The organism is Weissella sagaensis (genome assembly GCF_010306265.1).
In the GTDB taxonomy this organism is placed as follows: Bacteria; Bacillota; Bacilli; order Lactobacillales; family Lactobacillaceae; genus Weissella; species Weissella sagaensis.
Genome location: NZ_BLKA01000001.1, coordinates 60,635 through 81,338, shown reverse-complemented (window position 1 = coordinate 81,338; position 20,704 = coordinate 60,635). Strand labels below are relative to the sequence as shown.

22 protein-coding genes, 1 tRNA gene and 1 other annotated feature are annotated in these 20,704 nt (G+C 37.2%); of the genes, 21 read left to right on the top strand and 2 right to left on the bottom strand.

Translation table 11 applies throughout. The annotated features are described in order from the left end of the window. Positions 1 to 180 precede the first annotated feature (180 nt). The 7 genes from G7Y65_RS00425 to G7Y65_RS00395 all read left to right on the top strand — a co-directional run bounded on the left by G7Y65_RS00425 (position 181) and on the right by G7Y65_RS00395 (position 6,452). Complete coding sequence (locus G7Y65_RS00425) at positions 181 to 2,232, top strand: peptidoglycan D,D-transpeptidase FtsI family protein (RefSeq protein ID WP_137600435.1); 2,052 nt, start codon at positions 181 to 183, stop codon at positions 2,230 to 2,232. 73 nt (positions 2,233 to 2,305) lie between these two features. After that, a complete protein-coding gene (locus G7Y65_RS00420; RefSeq protein WP_042491668.1) occupies positions 2,306 to 2,869 on the top strand; it encodes a 5-formyltetrahydrofolate cyclo-ligase in 564 nt (187 codons plus the stop codon). After that, positions 2,862 to 3,533: a rhomboid family intramembrane serine protease gene (locus G7Y65_RS00415; RefSeq protein ID WP_052348359.1), complete on the top strand. Its 672-nt coding sequence runs from the start codon at positions 2,862 to 2,864 to the stop codon at positions 3,531 to 3,533. The genes G7Y65_RS00420 and G7Y65_RS00415 overlap by 8 nt, the downstream gene beginning before the upstream one ends. A gap of 19 nt (positions 3,534 to 3,552) precedes the next feature. Further along, on the top strand, positions 3,553 to 3,765 hold the full coding sequence (locus G7Y65_RS00410; RefSeq protein WP_042491666.1) for a YqgQ family protein: 213 nt from the start codon (positions 3,553 to 3,555) through the stop codon (positions 3,763 to 3,765). Positions 3,766 to 3,862: 97 nt separating this feature from the next. Continuing rightward, the gene (locus G7Y65_RS00405) at positions 3,863 to 4,831 is read left to right on the top strand and encodes an ROK family glucokinase (protein WP_137600436.1); all 969 of its coding nucleotides are present in this window, start codon (positions 3,863 to 3,865) and stop codon (positions 4,829 to 4,831) included. A 241-nt stretch (positions 4,832 to 5,072) separates the two neighbouring features. Then, complete coding sequence (locus G7Y65_RS00400) at positions 5,073 to 5,900, top strand: CHAP domain-containing protein (RefSeq protein ID WP_042491663.1); 828 nt, start codon at positions 5,073 to 5,075, stop codon at positions 5,898 to 5,900. Positions 5,901 to 6,062: 162 nt separating this feature from the next. After that, complete coding sequence (locus G7Y65_RS00395) at positions 6,063 to 6,452, top strand: rhodanese-like domain-containing protein (RefSeq protein WP_165314470.1); 390 nt, start codon at positions 6,063 to 6,065, stop codon at positions 6,450 to 6,452. Positions 6,453 to 6,530: 78 nt separating this feature from the next. Here G7Y65_RS00395 and G7Y65_RS00390 read toward each other — a convergent pair whose 3' ends face one another. Further along, entirely contained in the window at positions 6,531 to 6,713 is a 183-nt protein-coding gene (locus G7Y65_RS00390; RefSeq protein ID WP_042491660.1) for a DUF3042 family protein, read from the bottom strand. A 73-nt stretch (positions 6,714 to 6,786) separates the two neighbouring features. Here G7Y65_RS00390 and G7Y65_RS00385 point away from each other — a divergent pair, with 73 nt between their 5' ends. From G7Y65_RS00385 to G7Y65_RS00350, 8 genes are all read left to right on the top strand, one after another. Continuing rightward, positions 6,787 to 7,416: a glycerophosphodiester phosphodiesterase gene (locus G7Y65_RS00385; RefSeq protein WP_042491658.1), complete on the top strand. Its 630-nt coding sequence runs from the start codon at positions 6,787 to 6,789 to the stop codon at positions 7,414 to 7,416. Between the two features lie 2 nt (positions 7,417 to 7,418). After that, complete coding sequence (gene miaA / locus G7Y65_RS00380; RefSeq protein WP_042491656.1) at positions 7,419 to 8,342, top strand: tRNA (adenosine(37)-N6)-dimethylallyltransferase MiaA; 924 nt, start codon at positions 7,419 to 7,421, stop codon at positions 8,340 to 8,342. A 65-nt stretch (positions 8,343 to 8,407) separates the two neighbouring features. Beyond that, complete coding sequence (locus G7Y65_RS00375; RefSeq protein ID WP_137600437.1) at positions 8,408 to 8,755, top strand: MerR family transcriptional regulator; 348 nt, start codon at positions 8,408 to 8,410, stop codon at positions 8,753 to 8,755. A 34-nt stretch (positions 8,756 to 8,789) separates the two neighbouring features. Beyond that, a complete protein-coding gene (gene glnA, locus G7Y65_RS00370; RefSeq protein ID WP_042491652.1) occupies positions 8,790 to 10,136 on the top strand; it encodes a type I glutamate--ammonia ligase in 1,347 nt (448 codons plus the stop codon). 139 nt (positions 10,137 to 10,275) lie between these two features. Continuing rightward, on the top strand, positions 10,276 to 11,154 hold the full coding sequence (locus G7Y65_RS00365; protein ID WP_042491651.1) for a hypothetical protein: 879 nt from the start codon (positions 10,276 to 10,278) through the stop codon (positions 11,152 to 11,154). A gap of 1 nt (position 11,155) precedes the next feature. Continuing rightward, positions 11,156 to 12,169 carry a hypothetical protein gene (locus G7Y65_RS00360; protein ID WP_240006067.1) on the top strand — a complete coding sequence of 338 codons (1,014 nt, stop codon included), beginning with the start codon at positions 11,156 to 11,158 and terminating at the stop codon, positions 12,167 to 12,169. Further along, positions 12,170 to 12,679 carry a dUTPase gene (locus G7Y65_RS00355; RefSeq protein ID WP_141926896.1) on the top strand — a complete coding sequence of 170 codons (510 nt, stop codon included), beginning with the start codon at positions 12,170 to 12,172 and terminating at the stop codon, positions 12,677 to 12,679. 70 nt (positions 12,680 to 12,749) lie between these two features. Beyond that, a tRNA-Arg gene (locus tag G7Y65_RS00350) sits at positions 12,750 to 12,823 on the top strand. Between the two features lie 106 nt (positions 12,824 to 12,929). Here the strand turns inward: G7Y65_RS00350 and G7Y65_RS00345 are convergent. After that, entirely contained in the window at positions 12,930 to 14,705 is a 1,776-nt protein-coding gene (locus tag G7Y65_RS00345) for a putative glycosyltransferase family protein (RefSeq protein WP_165206519.1), read from the bottom strand. 224 nt (positions 14,706 to 14,929) lie between these two features. After that, positions 14,930 to 15,005 (top strand) — a sequence feature (ribosomal protein L21 leader region). Positions 15,006 to 15,035: 30 nt separating this feature from the next. On the opposite strand from G7Y65_RS00345, the gene rplU reads away from it, so the two are divergent. The 6 genes from rplU (at position 15,036) to menC (ending at position 20,671) form a co-directional block, all read left to right on the top strand. Beyond that, positions 15,036 to 15,338 carry a 50S ribosomal protein L21 gene (rplU, locus tag G7Y65_RS00340; RefSeq protein ID WP_042491645.1) on the top strand — a complete coding sequence of 101 codons (303 nt, stop codon included), beginning with the start codon at positions 15,036 to 15,038 and terminating at the stop codon, positions 15,336 to 15,338. A 25-nt stretch (positions 15,339 to 15,363) separates the two neighbouring features. Further along, positions 15,364 to 15,675, top strand: a complete 312-nt coding sequence (gene rpmA / locus G7Y65_RS00335) for a 50S ribosomal protein L27 (protein WP_042491643.1) — start codon at positions 15,364 to 15,366, stop codon at positions 15,673 to 15,675. 205 nt (positions 15,676 to 15,880) lie between these two features. Further along, a complete protein-coding gene (locus tag G7Y65_RS00330; RefSeq protein ID WP_042491641.1) occupies positions 15,881 to 17,059 on the top strand; it encodes an isochorismate synthase in 1,179 nt (392 codons plus the stop codon). Continuing rightward, positions 17,052 to 18,731: a 2-succinyl-5-enolpyruvyl-6-hydroxy-3-cyclohexene-1-carboxylic-acid synthase gene (gene menD / locus G7Y65_RS00325; protein WP_165314469.1), complete on the top strand. Its 1,680-nt coding sequence runs from the start codon at positions 17,052 to 17,054 to the stop codon at positions 18,729 to 18,731. The genes G7Y65_RS00330 and menD overlap by 8 nt, the downstream gene beginning before the upstream one ends. After that, entirely contained in the window at positions 18,728 to 19,534 is an 807-nt protein-coding gene (menH, locus tag G7Y65_RS00320) for a 2-succinyl-6-hydroxy-2,4-cyclohexadiene-1-carboxylate synthase (protein WP_052348358.1), read from the top strand. The genes menD and menH overlap by 4 nt, the downstream gene beginning before the upstream one ends. Positions 19,535 to 19,558: 24 nt before the next feature. Next, on the top strand, positions 19,559 to 20,671 hold the full coding sequence (gene menC / locus G7Y65_RS00315; protein ID WP_240006066.1) for an o-succinylbenzoate synthase: 1,113 nt from the start codon (positions 19,559 to 19,561) through the stop codon (positions 20,669 to 20,671). The last annotated feature ends 33 nt before the right edge of the window (positions 20,672 to 20,704 follow it).

Below are 20,704 nucleotides of genomic sequence, written 5' to 3'. Positions count from 1 at the left end.
ACATTGTTCTCCAAAATAATTTCAATTACCTCTATTAAAACATAAAAATGACAACGGCTCGACTACGATTTATAATAATGTCGTGAGAAAAATTTATTATCTACATATTTGGTTAAGGTATGATTGTCTTTTTTTATGCTACAATAAGTAGATTAGAGTATGAAGGAAAGGGTTTAGATTATGCGATCTCCTAAACGCCGTAGTGGCCGGCTAAAGATTAAAAAAGGCTCAATGTCACGAATCCCGGTTCGATTGAATGTTTTGATGGGTATTGTGATTTTGATGCTAGTGGCATTAGGTTGGCGCTTGGTGAATTTACAAATCACAGATAGTGCTAAATATAAAACAGAGGTTACCAGTTCTGAATCTAGTATTGAAAAAATAAATGTACAACGTGGCTTGATTTATGACAGTACAGGTAAGGTACTCGTTACAAATAAAGGTTCACAGGCGATTACCTATACAAAACCGCGTACCATTACAAATAAAGGGATGTATGATATTGCCAATCAAGTTGGATCATATTTAAAGTTAAACGATGACCAACAAATATCTACAGCAAATTTTGCGATGTATTATATCCAGTCGCCTAAACGGGCGGCCAAAGTTGTGGCGGCTTCAGGTACCACAGCAGCACCTGGGACCGATCAATATGTTGACGATTTAACAGATTATATTGAAAAACATAAATCACAATTCTCATTGAACGATGCCCAGCTTAATAAGGCGAAAATTTTCCAAAAAATGGCTAATGCATATTCACTTTCAACGGTCTATTTGAAGGAAAACGATGTTTCTCAAGAGGAAATAGCTAATATTGGGGAACGGCAATCAAAGATGCCTGGTGTGCGTGTTGGTATTTATTACACACGTGATTATCCAGGTGGGCAAGACATTAAATCATTAATTGGTGCAACGTCAACTTCTAAGAGTGGATTGCCTTCAGATTCAGTCAATGAATTATTAGCGAAGGGTTATGCGCGTGATGATATTGTTGGAACGTCCTACCTAGAAAAGCAATACGAAGATACTTTGAAGGGCTCAAAGGGGCGCGTTAAAGTCACGACAAATAAGGATGGTCAAACAACCGAAGACAAGATTTATGCTGGTCAAGTTGGTGGTGACTTAAATCTAACCATTAATAATAAATTCCAAGATGATGTTGAAAAAATTCTGCGGGATAATATCCCTGGTGGCAATACAACTGGCGCTTATGCAGTTGTATTAAATCCCAAAACAGGTGGTGTTTATGCTTCTTCAGGAATTAACCGTGATGCAACGACCGGTGCGTTAACTTCGGATGCTTTATCAACAGTTAATCAAGCAAACGTTGTCGGATCAGTTGTTAAGCCGGCAACGATTACAACTGGTTTTATGAACAATGTCATTACACCACAAAATAATGTTTTGACCGATCAGCCAATTAAAGTTGCTGGTACATCACCTAAAACATCATGGTGGAATCAAAATGGTAGTGGTAATATGCCATTAACAGCAGATAAAGCACTAATGATGTCATCTAATACGTATGTGATGCAGGTAATGTTGAAACTAGGTGGTTTAAACTATTATGATGGCATGTCATTAGCTTCATTACCAACAAGTGTCTTCCAAACAATGCGTGATGGCTTTTCACGTTTTGGGTTAGGTGTTAAAACGGGAATTGACTTGCCAGGTGAAATCACGGGATTACGTGGTAAGACAACGCGTGAAGATATTGGTAAGGCATTGGATGAATCCTTTGGTCAATACGATACGTACACAACAATGCAATTAGCGCAGTATGTTGCAACCATTGCAAATGGTGGGTATCGTGTTCGCCCACATATCGTGCAATCAATAACGAATCATAATTCGAAAAATCAGAAAGTGACAACCACAATTCCGACTGAAATTATGGGAACGGTTAATTGGAATGCAGATCAACGTCAATTAATTTGGGATGGTATGAATGAAGTTGTACACAGTAGTTCTAGTTATGCAACTGGTGCTGGCTTAAAGGATATTAAGCCAGCTGTGTCAGCTAAAACAGGTACTGCTGAAACTTTCACAAATGGCCAACCAACATTGACGAGTTCGCTTATTTCATTTGTGCCAAATTCTGATGTTGCTTTGGCAGTTGTGGTGCCAGGGGTTGATCAGGCAACTGAAAATGTTAACCAAAAAATTGGTAAAGCCATTTATGCAGCTTACTGGAAAGATGTTGAACACGCAAGCTCAGCTGATAAATAGTTTATAACGAAAGCACTAGATTCATCCAATAAAATGGAGATGATATTTAGTGCTTTTATTTTATGGAGGGTCTATGGTAACGAAGCAAAATGTACGCCAACAAGCTTTAGCAAATTTAGCAGTTTTTTCAGATGAACAATATGCTTATTTTATGCAACAGATTGTTAGTAAAGTAACAGCATTACCAGCTTGGCAATCAGCACAAGTGGTTGCTTTGACAATATCACAAGCAAAAGAATTACCAACGGATTTATTAATACAAACCGCATTATTACAACGTAAGGTGGTTGTTTTACCACGAGTATTACCTAATAAACAAATGGTGTTTATGACAATTACACAAAATACCCGCTATGAACGTCATAAGTTTGGTATGTTAGAACCAGTTGATGGCCGAGTTGTGACACCGAGTGAAATAGACTTTGTGCTAGTACCGGGTATTGCTTTTACTCAGAATGGTCACCGAGTTGGCTTTGGTGGTGGCTATTATGATCGATGGCTACCACAGGTTACTGCGACAAAAATTGCCGTATCAATTACAGCTAACGTCTTTAGTCAACCAATTTGGCCACTTGAAACAACCGATCAAATGGTTGATCAAGTCATTGTAATAGATGAGGAAATAGATAATGAATAATTTTAAACATGCGTGGCGGCAAGCGCCTGTGACGGTAAGTTTAGTTGCAATTATGGTGGTTGTCTTTGGGGTTGAAATCATCATTAGCCAACAAATAAATATCATGGCACCAGTGTTATATAAGATGGGGGCGTTATTTACACCAGCAGTTATTTTATTTGGAGAATGGTGGCGGTTATTAACTGCAGGATTTTTGCATGTAACACTGATGCATTTAGTATTAAACATGATTACGCTTTACTATTTAGGTCGTTTACTTGAACAATATGTCGGTAGTATTAAATTTATCCTTAGTTATGTGCTTGCACTATTAACGGGTAGCTTGACCAGTATGGCTTTTGGATCAGCTAATACAATTTCAGCTGGTGCATCAGGGGCTATCTTTGGACTATTTGGTATGATTTTTGTACTTGGTTTGTTGGACAATGGTGGATATTGGTTATATCAAGCTAAGACCTTAAGTATTTTTGTGATTTTGTCACTATTGCCGGTTTTTTGGGGTAGTAATATTGCTATAACGGCACATATAGGTGGTTTAGTTTCAGGCTTTTTATTAACGCCTATGTTTTTAAAGGAGCATGCGACTAATAAACAGAGGTTAGTGGGCACGACCGTTTGGTTTTTTTACATTGTGATATTATTAATGAAAATTTTTAATCGTTAGTAAAAGAGAGAGTGATAAAATGAAAACTTTTTTAGACGTCTTACAGCTATTAAAAAAATATGATATTTACATTCATTTGGGGAATCGTTTATGGGATATTGAATTGGCAGCAATTGAAGTTGATAATTTATATAAAGCTGGCTTGTTAGATAACAAGCGATACGCTCAGGTTAAATTAGTATTAGGACACGAGCATGAAAATGAAGAAAAAAAACAGCGAGATGGTTTGTAAACGGTTTCACGTTGTGTTGTGTAATTGGCTATTTGTCGGTATAATGGTCAAGAAAGCGTTGACTATTTTATAATATTTTAAAAAGAGGTTTGAAGTTATGGCTAAAGATAAATTAATCGGAATTGATTTAGGTGGTACAACCATTAAGTTTGCAATTATGACGGCTACAGGTGATATCCAACAAAAGTGGTCTATCAAGACAAACATTATGGATGAAGGTAGCCATATTGTCCCTGATATTATTACTTCAATTAATTATCATTTAGATCTTTACCAATTAGATAAAGAACGCATTATTGGTGTGGGTATGGGAACACCAGGAACTGTCGATGAAAAAACGGGTACAGTACAGGGTGCTTTTAATTTAAATTGGAAAGAACCACAACCTGTTAAAGCTGACTTAGAGGCCGGATTAGGATTTAGTGTTGCAATTGATAATGATGCTAATGCAGCTGCATTAGGTGAACAATGGCGTGGTGCTGGTAATAATCAACCGGAAGTTGTCTTTGTGACATTAGGTACCGGTGTTGGTGGTGGAATCGTTGATTCCGGTAAATTAGTTCATGGTGCTAAGGGTGCTGCAGGTGAAATCGGTCATATGATTGTTGAGCCAGGTGGTTACCTATGTACTTGTGGTAACTATGGTTGTTTAGAACAGTATACATCAGCAACCGGAATTGTTCGTTTAGCGCATGATTATGCCGATGCATACGCTGGTGATTCAAAGCTAAAGTCAATGGTTGCCAATGGTGATGAGATCACATCAAAAATTGTCTTTGATTTAGCACAAACAGGTGATTACTTAGCTAATGAAGTTGTTGATAAGGTTTCATTTTACTTAGGATTGGCAACTGCTAATATTGCCAATATTTTAAATCCTTCAGCAATCGTTATTGGTGGTGGTGTGTCTGCTGCAGGTGATTTTTTGTTGAACAAGGTTAAGAAAAATTTCCAAGACTTTGCTTTCAAAATGACTCGTGATGTTACTGAAGTAAAGCTGGCTGAGTTGGGGAATGATGCAGGTGCATATGGTGCTGCTTCATTAGCGCTCCAAGCACAAGTTTAATTAAAAAACAAAAATAATTTGTAACAATATGTTACAAATTATTTTTTTGTTTTTAATGATATTAGGTAAATTAAACGAATAATGCGTTTTATAGTGTGTTTTAAGTGATTAATTAAGAATTCGCATCATAAATCCTAAGTTTTTATTAAAAATTGTTATACCAATGTAACTTGTATGTTAAATCCAATTGATATAATTCTTGTATCTTTCAGAGAGTAATTACATTCAAGGGGAATAAATAATGACTTTAAATGCACAACGTTCAAACAAAAACTGGCTGGTAGCAGCTGCTACTGTAGCTGCCGCAGCTATTTTACCAATGACACAAACATCAACTGTGTCAGCAGATGACACAAAAGATAATGGTGATAGCCACACTTCTTGGCGTGCTAAGACTGTTGAGGATGTTAAGTCAGTTTTGTTAACAGCTGGTAAAGAATACCAAGTACAATCAGGTGATACACTTTCAACAATTTCAGAAGCAACTGGTGAATCAGTTGATGATATTGCGGCTGCCAATGGTGTGTCAGATATTCACATGATTAGTGTTGGTGAAGTTTTGAAGTTGGACGTTGATGGTGCTGATAAGGCTATGACATCACAATCAGCTGAAGTTCAAAAACCAGTAGCTCAGGCTACACCTCAAACACAAGCTGTAGAGACACCACAAGCAACACAACCAGTTGCAGAAAAAACAGTAATGACAACGCAAGCTGTAGCACCAGAAAAGGTGGCAGCACCAACATATAATACAGCAGGTAACTCTTATCCAGCTGGTCAATGTACATGGTTTGTAAAGAATGCGCTATCATGGGTTGGTAACAACTGGGGAAATGCATCAGGATGGGCTTCATCTGCTGCTGCTGCTGGTCGTGTTGTTAATGGACAACCTGCAGTAGGTTCTGTTGTTGTATTTGCCCCAGGTGAGCTAGGTGCTGGTGCATTAGGTCACGTTGCTGTTGTTGATGCAGTTAATGGTAACTCAGTTTCAATTTCAGAAGGTAATTATGCTGGTATGGCATACCACACTCGTACAATCTCAGCTTCTGGTTTGACGTTTATTCACTAATTAATAGATGAAAAAGCATTTTCAGAGATTATGACATTATGTCGTAACCTCTGTTTTTTAATTTTAAATAAATACGCATGAATTCTTATTTTTTCAAAGATTTATGACGTGAATTTTGGTATGATATTAGAAGGATTGTATTAAGAAACGGGGAATTAAAGTATGTGGATAACGTTATCTGTAATTATTTTGATTTGGTTATTGTGGATGGTCGGTAGTCGTATCTGGACTAATAGATTACTAAAGCAGTCGGCAACAGTATTATCAAGTGAAGATTTTGAAGCACAAAGTCATGGCCATGATATTGTTGATATTCGAGAACCAGCTAAGTTCAAATCAAAGCACATCTTTGGTGCCCGAAACATTCAATATATGTTATTAAAAGAAAACCATGCAGCGTTACGTAAAGACAAGCCAGTCTTTCTTTACGATGAGAATGGCCAATTTGTTGCCCGTATTGCTAAGGTTTTGCACAAAGATGGTTACAACCAAGTAAATGTATTGAAAGGTGGTTTCAATACTTACAAGGGGAAAGTAAAGTCAAACCAATAATAAATGAAAACCAGCTAGGTCAGTTAAGCATAATTGCTTAAACCATCTAGCTGGTTTTTGATATTATGGTAATAACAATTAAAAGCGGTTACCGTGTGATTGCGCAGCTTTACGAGCAGATTTACGTTCTGTTTCTTCAAACTTTGCTTCTTCTTCCTCAATTGGCTCAACTGCTACTTTGTGAAATGTAAAAGCAGTCGCTGCAGTTGCTGCAATTGTACCGATAACGCCTGTTAGAAGGCCCGCCCCAAATTTTTTCATGTTATGTTCCTCCAAATATTTGTTAAAATTATTTTAACATATTTATAACCATTTAATAAATAGAGGTATTAGAATGCAATTACTAAAAAAATCCGTCATTGCGCACCGTGGTGTGCATGATCATGGTACACCTGAAAATTCATTATTGGCATTTGAACGAGCAATTAATATCGAAGCAGATGGTCTAGAAATCGATGTACAATTAAGTGATCATCGTTTGGTACTCAAACACGATATTAATGAGGAGACAACTGCGGATTTACCAACATTTAGTGATTTTTTGACATTAGTAAAGCAAACAAATTATCAAGGGTTATTACTAATTGAATTAAAGGGTGCCCAAGGTGCGCATCAGTTATACCAAGAATTAAGGGCATGCCAATTATCAAATCCTGTGATGTTGCAATCTTTTTGGGAACAACCGTTGCGTGAATGGCGTGCTTTAGATAAGCAAGTTACTATTGGTTATTTACGGCATTATCCTAATCGAAAATGTTGGCAACTCGCCAAAGAAAATATTATTCAACAGGTTAATTTGGATTATCGTTATTTACCTTTGCGTATTTTTATGCCATGGCAATTACCAACTTATTGGTGGACGATTAATCGACCAACTGTTACTTGGTTATTGATGCATTTACCAGTAGCAGGGGTTATTACGGATAATGTCTATCAAGCAATTAAATATAAAAAAAGGAATTAATTATGCAAAAATTGGTTGTCATTGTGGGACCAACGGCTGTAGGCAAAACAGCCTTGTCATTAAAGTTAGCGAAACAATTTAATGGTGAAATTGTTTCAGGTGATTCGATGCAAATTTATCGGGGGTTAGACATTGGTACTGCTAAAGCAACACCAGCAGAACAAGCCCAAGTACCACATCATTTAATTGATATTGCCAATCCAACTGAAAATTATTCGGCTGCAAAATTTGTGCAAGCTGCTCAAAAAGCGATTACTGATATTGCGTCACGTGGCAAATTGCCAATTCTAGTTGGTGGGACAGGCTTTTATGTTCAAGCATTGTTAGGAGATCGACCGTTAGCTGTTGTGCCTGATGTTTCAGATCCAGAATTTGTCGCGCATTGGACACAAATTGCACATGAAGAAGGTGAAATAGCGGTCCGTTCGGCGCTTAAGGTGGTTGATCCAATTAGTGAGACACGGATTTTACCTGGACAAATACGCCGTTTAATACGTGCTTTATTAGTTAGCACGCATACTGGTCAGCCTTTTTCATCATTGCAACCAGAGCCGAAACGACGCTATGATGCATCAATTATTGGGTTAACAACAGAGCGGTCAGTTTTATATGATCGTATTAATCAACGTGTGGATTTAATGATGACGATGGGAATTTTAGATGAAGCAAAATTTGTGCAAACACTACCAGATGACAGTACGGCTCAACGAGCAATTGGCTATAAAGAATTGTTTGATTATTTATCAGGAATTAGTAGCTATGAAGATGCCGTAGCAAAACTCAAGCAAAACTCACGACGTTATGCGAAAAGACAAATGACTTGGTTCAATAATCAATTTACTGACATTCAATGGTACGATATCGTACAATCACCTGACCAGCTAGACCAAATTTTAGACCAATTAAACGCTTTTATGTTAGAATAGCTGACATCAAAGCACATCTGTGTATTAGAGAGTGGTATTATGCTAAGCATAGGGAGGTCGGTAATATGAGTGGACGAGAATTACGACGTGATTTGGCTGTCTTACCGATGAGTGTCGTACGAGAATTAACGGGGTTAACTGATCGTCAAGTACGTTATTATGATCAACAAGGTTTGGTTGAACCGCAAAGAGGTGCAGGTAAACAACGTCGTTTTTCTTTAGAAGATGTTGATCGTCTACTCCAAATTGCTGAGTATTTAGATGCGGGCTACACTGTAGCAGAAATTCGCGAAGTAGATGCAAAGAAACTTCGCAAGCAAAATAATACAGCACCTTCCGAAGAAAGTTTACGCCATATGTTAGCAGATGAGTTATTAAATATTGGGCGTTTTAATGGTCAGCAGAAATTTTAAAAGTTGTATACAGTATAAAGGAGACGTGAGTTTAATGGTACGTAGAGCATACACAAAAGATGATATCCGACAGAAAATTGTAGATGAAAATGTTGAGTTTTTACGGTTGCAATTCTCAGATGTTTTTGGCAATATCAAAAACGTTGAGGTGCCTGTTTCACAACTAGAAAAGGTGCTATCAAATAATTTGATGTTTGATGGCTCATCAATTGAAGGATTTGTACGCATCGAAGAATCAGACATGTATCTATATCCTGATTTGGCAACTTTCATGATTTTTCCATGGGCAACAGATGAACATGGTGGAAAAGTGGCCCGGTTAATTGCTGATATCTATACAGTAGATCGTGAACCATTTGCAGGTGATCCACGTAGTAACTTGAAGCGTGTGCTTAAGCAGATGACTGCCGATGGCTTTTCAAAGTTTAATCTTGGTACGGAACCTGAATTCTTCCTTCTTAAACTGGATGAAAAAGGTAAGCCAACAATGAACTTGAATGATAAGGGTGGCTATTTTGATTTGGCACCATTGGATATGGGTGAAAACACACGTCGCGAAATCGTTCTTGAGATGGAAAAGATGGGCTTTGAAGTAGAAGCTGCGCACCACGAAGTTGCGCCTGGTCAACACGAAGTTGATTTTAAGTATGCAGATGCCTTAGATGCTGCTGATAACATTCAAACGTTTAAGCTTATTGTTAAAACCATTGCACGTAAGCATGGCTTGTATGCAACATTCTTGCCAAAGCCTATTTCAGGAATCAATGGAAATGGTATGCACGTTAACATGTCATTGTTTAATGATGCAGGTAATGCCTTTTATGATGAAGAGGGTGAGTTACAGTTATCAGAGACTGCCTATCATTTCTTAGGTGGTGTGTTAGAACACGCCGCTAGCTTTACTGCCATTACAAATCCAACAGTTAACTCATATAAGCGTTTAACACCTGGCTACGAAGCACCAGTATATGTTGCTTGGTCAGGTTCAAATCGTTCACCAATGGTTCGTGTTCCAGCTTCTCGTGGTAACTCAACACGTTTAGAATTACGTTCTGTTGACCCAACTGCTAATCCTTATTTGACGTTTGCAGCTATTTTGACGGCTGGCCTAGATGGTATTGAGCGCAAGTTAGAGCCAACGCATGCTGTCGACCGTAACATTTACTTAATGGATGAAAGTGAACGTCGTCGTGCAGGTATCACTGATTTGCCAGATACATTACTTGAAGCTGTAAGCAAATTGCAGGAAGATGAAGTTATTCAATCAGCTATCGGAAAGCACATGGCACGTACTTTTGTTGATGCTAAACGTCTTGAATATCAATCTTACCGTCGTGAAGTTTCACAATGGGAAATTGATAATTATCTAGAGCAATACTAAAATTTCTAAAAAAATTATAAAAACAACGCTAACTTAATCTTAAGTAGCGTTGTTTTTTGCATTATCGTTGTATGATAGTAATAGGCGGATTTTATTTGCCAGTATTTATAATTTATCAATAAAAATAGGAGGGGTTGAGATGGAAAGTACGCCATATATTCAGACAGATTTACCGTCAGATCAATCCGGATTACAACAAAAGTTACAAACCAAGTTAGATTATTTAGCAGATATTCAAACTGCGGTTGTATCGGGGGATGATCGCAAAATTTATGAACTATTGGACAATCAAAAGTATGATTTAAAGGTACGTCATCAATCAGAAACGGCATCAAATCGGCCATTAGCAACTTTAGTGGATGATATTCGTGATGAATTAAGTCATCATTTAGGTCAAAAATTAATTAGTTATCTATCAAAAACATTTCCATTTTTTTATTATGAAGAAACACAACTGGGTGTTTTTCAATTATACTTCGGTAATTGGTGGGACCGTCGTCATTTTGGTATTTTAGATCCATTGGCTGTTAATTTTATTTTTGACGATGATGAATATGAAAAGCTTGATAAGGCGGTTAGTTTAGCTGAACGTGGCCAGCGGTATAACGCACAGGTAATCGAAGACACCACTCGTGCAAATGAAACATTGCAAAAAATTGTTGACGGTCAAAATCAACGTGATGCAGAACGAACACAATTATTAGCACAATTATCTACCACCGAAGAACGTGGGGGCCTATTTGGTAATCGTGGTCAGTCTGAGCAACGTGAAGTATTAAAAGAACGATTGAAACATTTAGACGCAGCTGACGCTAAAGCGCAAACAGTACCCGCATTGATTGCAGAGAATAACGCACAAATTTTAAGCTATTCAAAGGAAGATACAATCTTAATTTATGAACAACGTGCAATTGTAGACGCATTTGGGACATTTGATAACTTCCAACAAGCAGTTGTTAATTTGTATGAAAGTTATGTATCAAATTTAAAAGCTACTTCTGAGCAAGGAGGTGTTTAATATGACTAAACATCTACAGCAACGTGTTAACTCATATGTTAATTTACTTGCAAATGATATTGGACGTATTCAAGAATTATTAGCACAGGTTAATGAATTAGCTAGTGCGGATAATCCTAAGAAGGTTCATTTGTTGGCACAACAATTAACGACATCGTCTTTAGATACAGAATGGGTTGTCGTGCCACGTCAATATTCGCAAGCTGATTGGTATTTATTGGCTTTTGATCGATTTTTACAATTTGCTAAAGTTACAACATATGATATTTTGACACCAGCAGAGCGAGAAGAATTAACGCTAGTATTCCCTGGTTTAGATGAACCAGCGACTTTTGAATTTGAAGTTAATCATGATGATAATGGTGGCGCTTATTTTACTGAATTAGGGACACAAAAGCGTTTGTTTTATTGGTCACTAACTCGTCGGCAAATTTATTTTAATGCTGATGCAATTACTGATTTGTTGGTGGAAAATTTTCGTAAAAAAACAACAGCGGCACGAATCCGACCAATTGCTAATTTATTAACGACATTTGGTCGTTACATGGAACAAGAATTTGATTATCAAGTTGATTATAATATTTTAGAAACGCAAGATGATTTTTTGTATCCAATGAAACAAAAGGAATTGCCTGCGGGCATGTTGGATCGATTGTTTGTCTTGTCAGCTGATTCAAATTACTTTTTACAGGCGATTCCAAATGGTGCCGGATTAGTATTAGATCGTGGTGTCGAAGTGCGTTTGTTTTATGTGAATGATGCAACTGCTTCAAATGCACAACGCTGGCATTTTCAAGTAATGGATGGTCAGGATACTATTTCATGGTTAGATGTTTTGCTAGATTATGATTTTATTGGTGCTTGGTACCTTGTAGAACGACGTTATTTAGCAATCGAAAGCGAACCACTTGTGTTTGAAAAGACGGCAGTAAACGATCCCGAAACAAATGATGCCAATGAGCCGGTTATTAAACCAGAGGTGTTGATACCAAAATCAGTTGAGGAGTTAGCGTAGATGCCAGAACTGGATATTGCACAATATTTGCGGCTGACCAAAGACATGTCACATATGATTAGTAATCAGTGGTCAGTCCCAATTGGTCCCAAACAAATTTTGTTAAATGACTATTTGAATTTAGATGTTACATTAAGTAAACTAATGATGGCAACACAGTCAATCATGATTAATGTGCCAAGTGAGACATTGTCAGTAGCTGAAGAAGAAATTATTAATCTGTATACGCAAGCGTTAGTTCAATTTTTGACAATTAGTTTAAAGCAACAATGGACGCATTTGATGGTGATGACCGATGAGGATATTGACCAGTTTAAAAAATTTCCACAACGTCATTTAGCACATCAATATATGGGCATCAAGACTATGTTATTAAATAGTTACCATCAAAAGCGACAAGCTGACTTTGCGCATGCGTGGCGGTCTTTTTTAAAATTAGGGTTAGTCGAATTAAATCTGACGCAGAAAGCATTGGATGAGACAATTCAAAAAATTTTTAATGAGAAGTAAGCTTGATTCATTATGAAAATAAACGTACAATAGATGAGGCGGATGCATATTTGTAGCATCTATTGTCTATGCAACTGTAGCACAACTGGATAGTGCACTCGGTTTCTACCCGAGAGGTTGTGGGTTCGAACCCCACCAGTTGCAAAAAAAATAGTCCTAGCAATGTTGTTAAATCAACATTGCTAGGACTATTTTTAATTTGTAGTATTTTTGTAGAAGCGAAAATACTAGGAGCTTAAGGATATAGTAACTATCTATAATTTTTTTGATCCATTTTTTTAGCAAATAATAAAAAGATTACTAATAACAACCAGCTTACATCAGATAACACAATGAATAACTTTGATAATGTAGATGACTCATATTGCAAAGTGAGTTCATTATGACCTTTCATACCATGCAATTTTATCGTACCAATTGCTGTTTTGGTAATGGTTGTGTTTTTTAAAAGACGATGATTTAAATGCACCAGAGTATTTTGATAAACAAAAGCAGGTAATTCAATGTCATGACGCCGACTTTGGGTCCAAAAAATATGTAACACACCATGAGGTGAAACACTTTTTTTGAATAAGTTATGTTTTTCAGAAACATGAGCTGTATATAAATTATAATAATCTAAATTTTCATCAATTTTATTAATTGGTAAGTAGTCTGGCGTTGTACGGTCGACGGTATTTATGAATTGACTGAGATCTTTGTTATGCCAAGTTGGCATAAGATCGACAACGGTATTAACAGGGTGACCATCTATTGGATGTAATCTTAGATCCTTTTGATTAATAGCCGCACTTTGGGCAATAGTCGTTGTGTTTCTTGTATTTGTAATCACATTATTTGATACGGAAACAGTTATACTAATAACGCTGAGTATTGCTAATACGGTTACGATAAAGGGCATAGTAGTATTAGCATTAAAGGTAGTCGTTATCAATTCTTTAATGGCTAAAGTAGTACCCAATAAAATGAAAATTTCACCAACCAATGTCAATCTAAACGAGAATTGTAAAAAATGCATGATTTGTGGTAAATGAGTTTGTATTGATGACCAAGGCATCAAATTGCTACCTAAGACAAAGTAGGTTAGTCCAGATAAATTTAATATTTTAGTGAGCGTATGTAATTGCTTCCAAAATAAAATAAGCATCGTTAAACTTAAAATAGCTAAGACTGCTAAAATATTTTCCACTATTGAAATGTGATTACCTAGTAAAGGAATGCCATTAGTTGATAAAGCATTGAATGGATTAAAGATGTTTGTTGTCACATCAATACGTGTTGGTGGCACCAATGTGTTGTGGTTTGATATTTGCAAATAAGGCAAAATAGAATTCAAACATAAAATAATGGCAACAATGACTGCAGTTACTAAATATTTAAGCATGTCACCTTTGTGTTGTGTTTTGATAAAGCCGATAATAAAGGGTGCGATGAGCACAGGAATTGCAAAAGATGCACTCAACAAATGTCCTTGAACTTGTAAACTAACAGCCAATGCTAGGAAAAGTGCATTTTTTAATTTTATGTTATCTTGTAACATGTCCATCATGGGCAGAATGATTAGTGGGAGCAAAGCTAAACCAATCGAACGCCAACCAGAGACAATTAAAAAAGAAGCGATAGCATTGGAAGATAAATAAATAATACCTAAACCGATGCTTATGGTTTTATTGAAACCAAGTTTTAGTGACACATAATAGGTGGTTAGTCCTGCTAATAATAAGACTAATATATTGATAATAACTTGGAATTTTAACCAAGAACCCGCTATTAATAATATAATACTTAACAAGTAGGTCAAAAAAGGACTATATAGCGCATTAACAATCCGGCCTGATTGTTGAAATGAGTACAGATTAAGCATCGAAAAATTTAAATGCTTAATTTGCATGGCACTTTCATATAAACGTCCATAATGGAAATAGCCATCAACACCCAAGATTGGAGTTTTGTTTAAAATAATGGGACTGGTAACAAAAATAGCAATTACTAAAAGAATAATTATTGGTTGAACATGTTTTTTCATATTAATCCTCTAAAATATTATTTTAATATAATATACCACACAAGATTGAATTATTTCGTTACAATGTTATTCGTTTTAAACATGGTTTGGTTAGAGGGAAAATGCAATAGCTTAATTTATTCGTTTCAATTGGTAGGTTTATATTAATGGCGTGAATTAATATCTTATGATTGAATTTCATTATGCATTAGGTTATAATATTTTATGTTGTGTTTGTGGTATCTCACAAACTGCAACCACTCAATACCTGTATTAAGTGATTAATTTAGTCCGCGGGTATTGGTGAGTCTAAGTTTTTACAAAAAATTTTTTATGGAGGTCTACAGACTCATGGCATCATATGCAATCATTGAGAACGGTGGAAAGCAATACAAAGTTTCTGCCGGTGACGTAATTTACGTCGAAAAGATGGACGCCGCCGAAGGTGACAAGGTTGTCTTTGACAAAGTTGTCTTCGCTGATGGCAAATTAGGTGCACCTTATGTTGAAGGTGTTACTGTTTCAGGAACTGTTGAGAAGCAAGGTAAGGAAAAGAAAGTTGTTACTTTCAAGTACAAGCCAAAGAAGCACTCACATGCTAAGCAAGGTCACCGCCAACCTTATACTAAGGTTGTCATTGACTCAATTGCCTAAGCCATCGGATAGGAGGATTTAAATCATGCAATTAAATTTGAATAACTTGACGATGCTTGCTCACCACAAAGGTGGTGGTTCATCAGCCAACGGTCGTGACTCAGCTGGTCGTCGTCTAGGTACAAAGCGTGCCGACGGACAAGACATCAAAGCTGGATCAATCATTTACCGCCAACGTGGTACTCACATCTACCCAGGTGTGAACGTTGGACGCGGTAACGATGATACATTGTTTGCTTTGACTGATGGTGTTGTAAAGTTCGGTCGTATGGGCCGTGACAAGCGCCAAGTATCAGTTGTATCTCGTGAAGAATACAAAGAAATTATTGCTAAGTAATTAGCTGTTAAAAAGACTTACTAATTTAATTAGTAGGTCTTTTTTGTTTATCGTTACTACATAGGATTTCTTGGTGAAAACGGGTGTATCGTTAAGGCATATTGTATACTATAATTATGAAAAAATTTGTAAAAAAGATATGATAAATAATTTGAACAATAAAATAAAAATCGATAAGTAACAGATTAAAAGGAGAGGTCTTATTATGACATTTGTAACTGAAGAAGCTTTACAGTGGTCATTTGAATTAGCGAATGATGCTGTGTATTTTGCATCCCCTGACGGGCAAACAAAGTACTATGGTTTTGGTAAACAAGCTGAGTTAATTGGTGGTTCATTTGAACAAGCACAAATTTGGTTAGCTAAAGTTCAAAAAAATCAGTTACAACCAGTTTTTGGTGGCTTTGCTTTTGACGAGCAGCAAATTAATGATTCTCGATTAATGAACGGTTACTTTTTCCAACCAGCTGTTGTTTATGATGTTGTAAAACAACAAGTAATGGGTCAAAAAATCGACCTTGTACGGCAAACACAATCAAGTGGGACTGATTTTGCAACTATAAAAGACGAAACAGATTGGCATACACGGATTCAAGTCGCAATTGATGACATGCAACAAAATATGGTGCATGAAAAAGTCGTTTTGGGACGTCAACGAGAAATTCAGTTAACGGCAGCATTAAATGAGCGTCAAATCATTAAAAGTTTACAAAAGACACAACCAACGAGTTATCATTTTGTATTAAAGCATGGTGGGGAATTATTCGTTTCTGCAACACCAGAGCGGCTGGTGAAAGTTGCTAACGGTCAACTAGCAACGGCTGCAGTAGCTGGGACGATTAAACGTGGGGAAAATGAGTCTGCTGATGAAGCACTAGCTAATGAGCTATGGCATGATCAAAAAAATCGTCGTGAACATCAAACGGTTGTCGCGACTATTAAGTCTAATTTAGAGGCTGCCAATATTACACAGTTGAAAATGCCAGAGACACCACAAATTTTAAAAAATCCACAGGTGCAACATCTATACACCCCAATCACTGGCACTTTGTCTGCTGATAATAGTTTATTGGCAATTATTAAACAATTACATCCGACCCCTGCCTTAGGTGGTAAGCCAAGCACATGGGCATTAGAGACGATTGCAGCAATTGAAAAATATCCACGGGGCTTATTTAGTGGTCCGATTGGTGTGATAATGCCAGATGGGGATGGTGAATTTATTGTTGGTATTCGGTCAATGTGGTATCGCAATAAGTTAGTGAACTTATTTGCGGGTGCTGGTATTTTAGCCGATTCTGATGCTGCTATGGAATATCAAGAAACGGATTTAAAATTATTACCGATGATGAATGTATTAAAGGAGCAAACATTACATGACTGATAGTTTAACCACTAATATTAAACATTTACTAACTGCCCTTGTTTTGCAAGGAGTCCGTGATTTCGTTGTGTCACCAGGTTCAAGAACAACACCGATTGCGTTGCTATTAGCTGAGATGCAAAAGTTGCGTGATGATGTCCGTGTTACGGTAGACGTGGATGAGCGTTCTGCAGCATTTTTTGCCCTAGGCATTGCTAAAACAACACATCAACCAGTCGCTTTATTAGCAACATCTGGTACAGCAACAGGTAATTATTTACCAGCAATCATGGAAGCAAGTATTTCACATATTCCCTTAATCGCACTAACAACCGACCGTCCACAAGAGTTACAGGAAGTAGGAGCGCCACAAACAGTGCATCAAACAAACTTATATGGTGAACATACAAAAGCGTTTACAGCCATTACTGTACAAGATGATCATGAGGATGTTACAGACTATATTGATTATCGTGTGCAAGAATTAGTCGGTTTGGCAATAACTAAGCCAGCTGGTCCAATTCAAATTAATTTACCATTACGCAAGCCACTGATGCCAATTTTAGGTGAATCTTGGCCAACGGTGGCAGCACAACGTGTTTTAGTTGGTCAACAACAAATGAGTTGGCAGAACGCACAGGCATTAGCAGCATTGTTACGAAAACCTAAAGCAATGATGTTGTTAGGACCCGATGAAGTTGGTTGGGATATTGCTAAACTAAAACAATTAGCAGCGCATTATCAATTACCCGTTCTAGCAGATGTATTAAGTAATTTTAGACCTAGTGAATATGCCATTAATGGTATCGATAGTTTATTGGCAGCAAATATCATAAAGGATGACTTAAAACCAGAAATTGTGATACGTTTTGGTGGCACACCGGTTTCAGCTAAAGTAATAGCTTGGTTACGTGATGCTAAAATTCCAGTTGTGCAAATTGGTCAAGAACATGCTGGTCATGATCATGCACGTCATGCACAAACAACAGTTGTTGCAGATGTAGATGCAGTAGTAGCCGATTTACTTGCTGAGCCGGGTGTAAGAAAAGCAACTTTCTTAGAACAATGGCAAAAAGTATCCGCAACGTTAATGTCACTTATGACGAAAATAGACGAAAAAGGTGTGGAATATCAAATTCCAGCTGCTTTAGCTGATTTGCCAGAAAACGGACAATTATTTATTGCTAACTCAATGCCAATCCGTGATATGGATAATTATTATGTCCCAAATTATCCGATAAAAATTGCTGCTAATCGTGGTGCTAATGGCATTGATGGAACCATTTCATCAGCTTTTGGTATGGCGATGACAGGCAAACCCACAACACTACTAACTGGAGATTTGACCTTATTCCATGATATGAATGGGTTGATGTTGAGTCATCAGGCCCATGTACCATTGACGATTGTAGTCGTTAACAATCAAGGTGGTGGGATTTTTTCTTTCTTGCCACAAGCAGCAGCAAAAGCTTATTTTGAACCAATGTTTGGGACACCGTTACCAATTGTAATTGAGCGGATTGCGCGGCTTTATGATGCAGAATATAAGTTGGTAGATGATTTAGATTTGTTATACGAGTTAGTGCACACACCGGCAACTCGTTTACGAATTATTGAAGTTAAGAGTAATCGTGAACAAAATGTGGTTGCACATCAAAAACTAACGCAAGCTATTAAAGAGGCGCTATTGTGAACAAAAAAATTGTCATAAATAATTATGAATATGACGTGATGATTGCAGGAGCAGGTCAACCAGTTTGGCTATTTATGCATGGTTTTATGGGGAGCATGGCTGAGTATCAGAATGTTCAACCCAAGGGGACACGAATTTACTTAAATTTGTTAGGATTCGGTCCTAATGCGCAAGTGGTTAAACCGGCACAACGATTTCGATGGCGTGAACAAGTTAATGATCTGAATGCGTTATTGAATCAATTGGACATTCAAAAGGTTAACTTAGTTGGTTATTCAATGGGTGCGCGGTTAGCATTAGCATATGCAACGGTATTTCCTAAAAGAATTACTAAACTCATTTTGGAAGGTGGCACAGCTGGTTTAGCAACACAAAGATTACGCCAACAACGTATTATTGCTGATGCCAAAAAAGCAGCAAAGGTTGTTACAGTTGGTATGCATCAATTTATTACGGAATGGGAACAACTACCACTATTTAATAGTCAACGCCTTTTACCAATAGCAAAACAAAAATTCATGCATGACCAACGGGTTAATCAATACGCCGAAAATGTTTCAAATTCATTATACTTTTTTGGGACAGGTGCTATGCCCAGCTTTTGGGGACAATTGTCATTACTGCAGGTACCAGTTACACTGATAACAGGAATGAATGATCGGAAGTTTACACGGATTAACCAACGCATGAGTCAACAATTACCACAAGTCACTTGGCATCAAATACCGCATGCCGGGCATAACGTACATTTTGAACAAACGGTGACCGTGACAGATATTTTAAATAACTTGGTGGTTGATTAATAACGATGGTGGAAAGGGCCTGCAGTGAAAATTCAAAAAATTAAACTTTATCCATTGATGTTAACGTTAAAATCTCCTTTCAAAACGGCCCATGGTACGACTAAGCATCGGCCAATTACACTTGTTGCGGTGCAATTAACAACTGGTGTTGTGGGATATGGTGAAATTCAATCATTTGCTGATAGTCAATATGTAAATGAGACACATCAACAATCGTTAATAATGGTGCAAAAACTCAGCAAGTTGTTAATTGATCAAACATTTGACAGGCCAGAAGATGGTGCAGCATGGTTAGCATCCAAAACAACGTTATCATTTGCTAAAGCCGCTATCGAAATGGCACTTTGGGATGCGTATGGTAAGCAAACCCAGCAATCTTTGGCAACTTTGTTAGGTGGCCAAATCAAACAAGTTACGGTAAGCAAAGCAATTGGGATGCAAGTAGATTGGGAAATGACGCAACAACTAGTTATCGATGCGATTGCAAAAGGTTACCAACGAATCAAAATAAAAATTAATCAGACAACTGATCTACAAATGGTTGCAGCTTTGGTAAAGGACTTTCCTAACCAGATGTTTTCATTAGACGCAAACGCTGCTTGGAACTCTGATAGATTAGCAGACTTGCAACTGTTAGACCAGGCTGGGCTAGCGATGATTGAGCAGCCGTATGCAGCAACGGCATGGTTAAAACATCAGCAGACACAAGAAAAATTATCGCAGCTAAAATTGAGTTTAGATGAGTCGTTAAATAACCTGACTGATGTCAAAAGAGCAATTGCCCATCATACCACGGCAGCTTTAACACTCAAGCAAGGAAAACTGGGGGGCATCACGCAAACCAAAACAGCCATTCAATTGACTAATCAATCACAGATGACGCCATGGATTGGTGGCATGCTAGGTACTGGATTAGGACGTGCAGTTGATTTAATTTTGGCTAGTCTACCGGGGGCTAATACGATTCCGGTAGATAGTGCTCAGTTTGATCATTATTATGAGACTGATATTGCAGATAATTTACCTTATGTTAAAGATGGATATTTACCTGTGCCAGTAAATGCTGGGATTGGCGTAACTTTAAATTGGCGGACTATCAATCACTGTTTAATCAGTGAACCAATAGTTTATCAATAAGCACGTGATACAATTTGTTATAATACAGTTAGT

What these genes read in the sequence shown, in the direction of transcription:
- G7Y65_RS00365 (WP_042491651.1), top strand. Translation starts at nt 10,276, where the DNA reads ATGGAAAGTACGCCATATATTCAGACAGATTTACCGTCAGATCAATCC.
- G7Y65_RS00395 (WP_165314470.1), top strand. Translation starts at nt 6,063, where the DNA reads ATGTGGATAACGTTATCTGTAATTATTTTGATTTGGTTATTGTGGATG.
- menD (WP_165314469.1), top strand. Translation starts at nt 17,052, where the DNA reads ATGACTGATAGTTTAACCACTAATATTAAACATTTACTAACTGCCCTT.
- glnA (WP_042491652.1), top strand. Translation starts at nt 8,790, where the DNA reads ATGGTACGTAGAGCATACACAAAAGATGATATCCGACAGAAAATTGTA.
- G7Y65_RS00385 (WP_042491658.1), top strand. Translation starts at nt 6,787, where the DNA reads ATGCAATTACTAAAAAAATCCGTCATTGCGCACCGTGGTGTGCATGAT.
- rplU (WP_042491645.1), top strand. Translation starts at nt 15,036, where the DNA reads ATGGCATCATATGCAATCATTGAGAACGGTGGAAAGCAATACAAAGTT.
- G7Y65_RS00345 (WP_165206519.1), bottom strand. Translation starts at nt 14,705, where the DNA reads ATGAAAAAACATGTTCAACCAATAATTATTCTTTTAGTAATTGCTATT.
- miaA (WP_042491656.1), top strand. Translation starts at nt 7,419, where the DNA reads ATGCAAAAATTGGTTGTCATTGTGGGACCAACGGCTGTAGGCAAAACA.
- G7Y65_RS00355 (WP_141926896.1), top strand. Translation starts at nt 12,170, where the DNA reads ATGCCAGAACTGGATATTGCACAATATTTGCGGCTGACCAAAGACATG.
- G7Y65_RS00405 (WP_137600436.1), top strand. Translation starts at nt 3,863, where the DNA reads ATGGCTAAAGATAAATTAATCGGAATTGATTTAGGTGGTACAACCATT.
- G7Y65_RS00425 (WP_137600435.1), top strand. Translation starts at nt 181, where the DNA reads ATGCGATCTCCTAAACGCCGTAGTGGCCGGCTAAAGATTAAAAAAGGC.
- G7Y65_RS00375 (WP_137600437.1), top strand. Translation starts at nt 8,408, where the DNA reads ATGAGTGGACGAGAATTACGACGTGATTTGGCTGTCTTACCGATGAGT.
- rpmA (WP_042491643.1), top strand. Translation starts at nt 15,364, where the DNA reads ATGCAATTAAATTTGAATAACTTGACGATGCTTGCTCACCACAAAGGT.
- G7Y65_RS00410 (WP_042491666.1), top strand. Translation starts at nt 3,553, where the DNA reads ATGAAAACTTTTTTAGACGTCTTACAGCTATTAAAAAAATATGATATT.
- G7Y65_RS00400 (WP_042491663.1), top strand. Translation starts at nt 5,073, where the DNA reads ATGACTTTAAATGCACAACGTTCAAACAAAAACTGGCTGGTAGCAGCT.
- G7Y65_RS00420 (WP_042491668.1), top strand. Translation starts at nt 2,306, where the DNA reads ATGGTAACGAAGCAAAATGTACGCCAACAAGCTTTAGCAAATTTAGCA.
- G7Y65_RS00360 (WP_240006067.1), top strand. Translation starts at nt 11,156, where the DNA reads ATGACTAAACATCTACAGCAACGTGTTAACTCATATGTTAATTTACTT.
- G7Y65_RS00415 (WP_052348359.1), top strand. Translation starts at nt 2,862, where the DNA reads ATGAATAATTTTAAACATGCGTGGCGGCAAGCGCCTGTGACGGTAAGT.
- G7Y65_RS00330 (WP_042491641.1), top strand. Translation starts at nt 15,881, where the DNA reads ATGACATTTGTAACTGAAGAAGCTTTACAGTGGTCATTTGAATTAGCG.
- G7Y65_RS00390 (WP_042491660.1), bottom strand. Translation starts at nt 6,713, where the DNA reads ATGAAAAAATTTGGGGCGGGCCTTCTAACAGGCGTTATCGGTACAATT.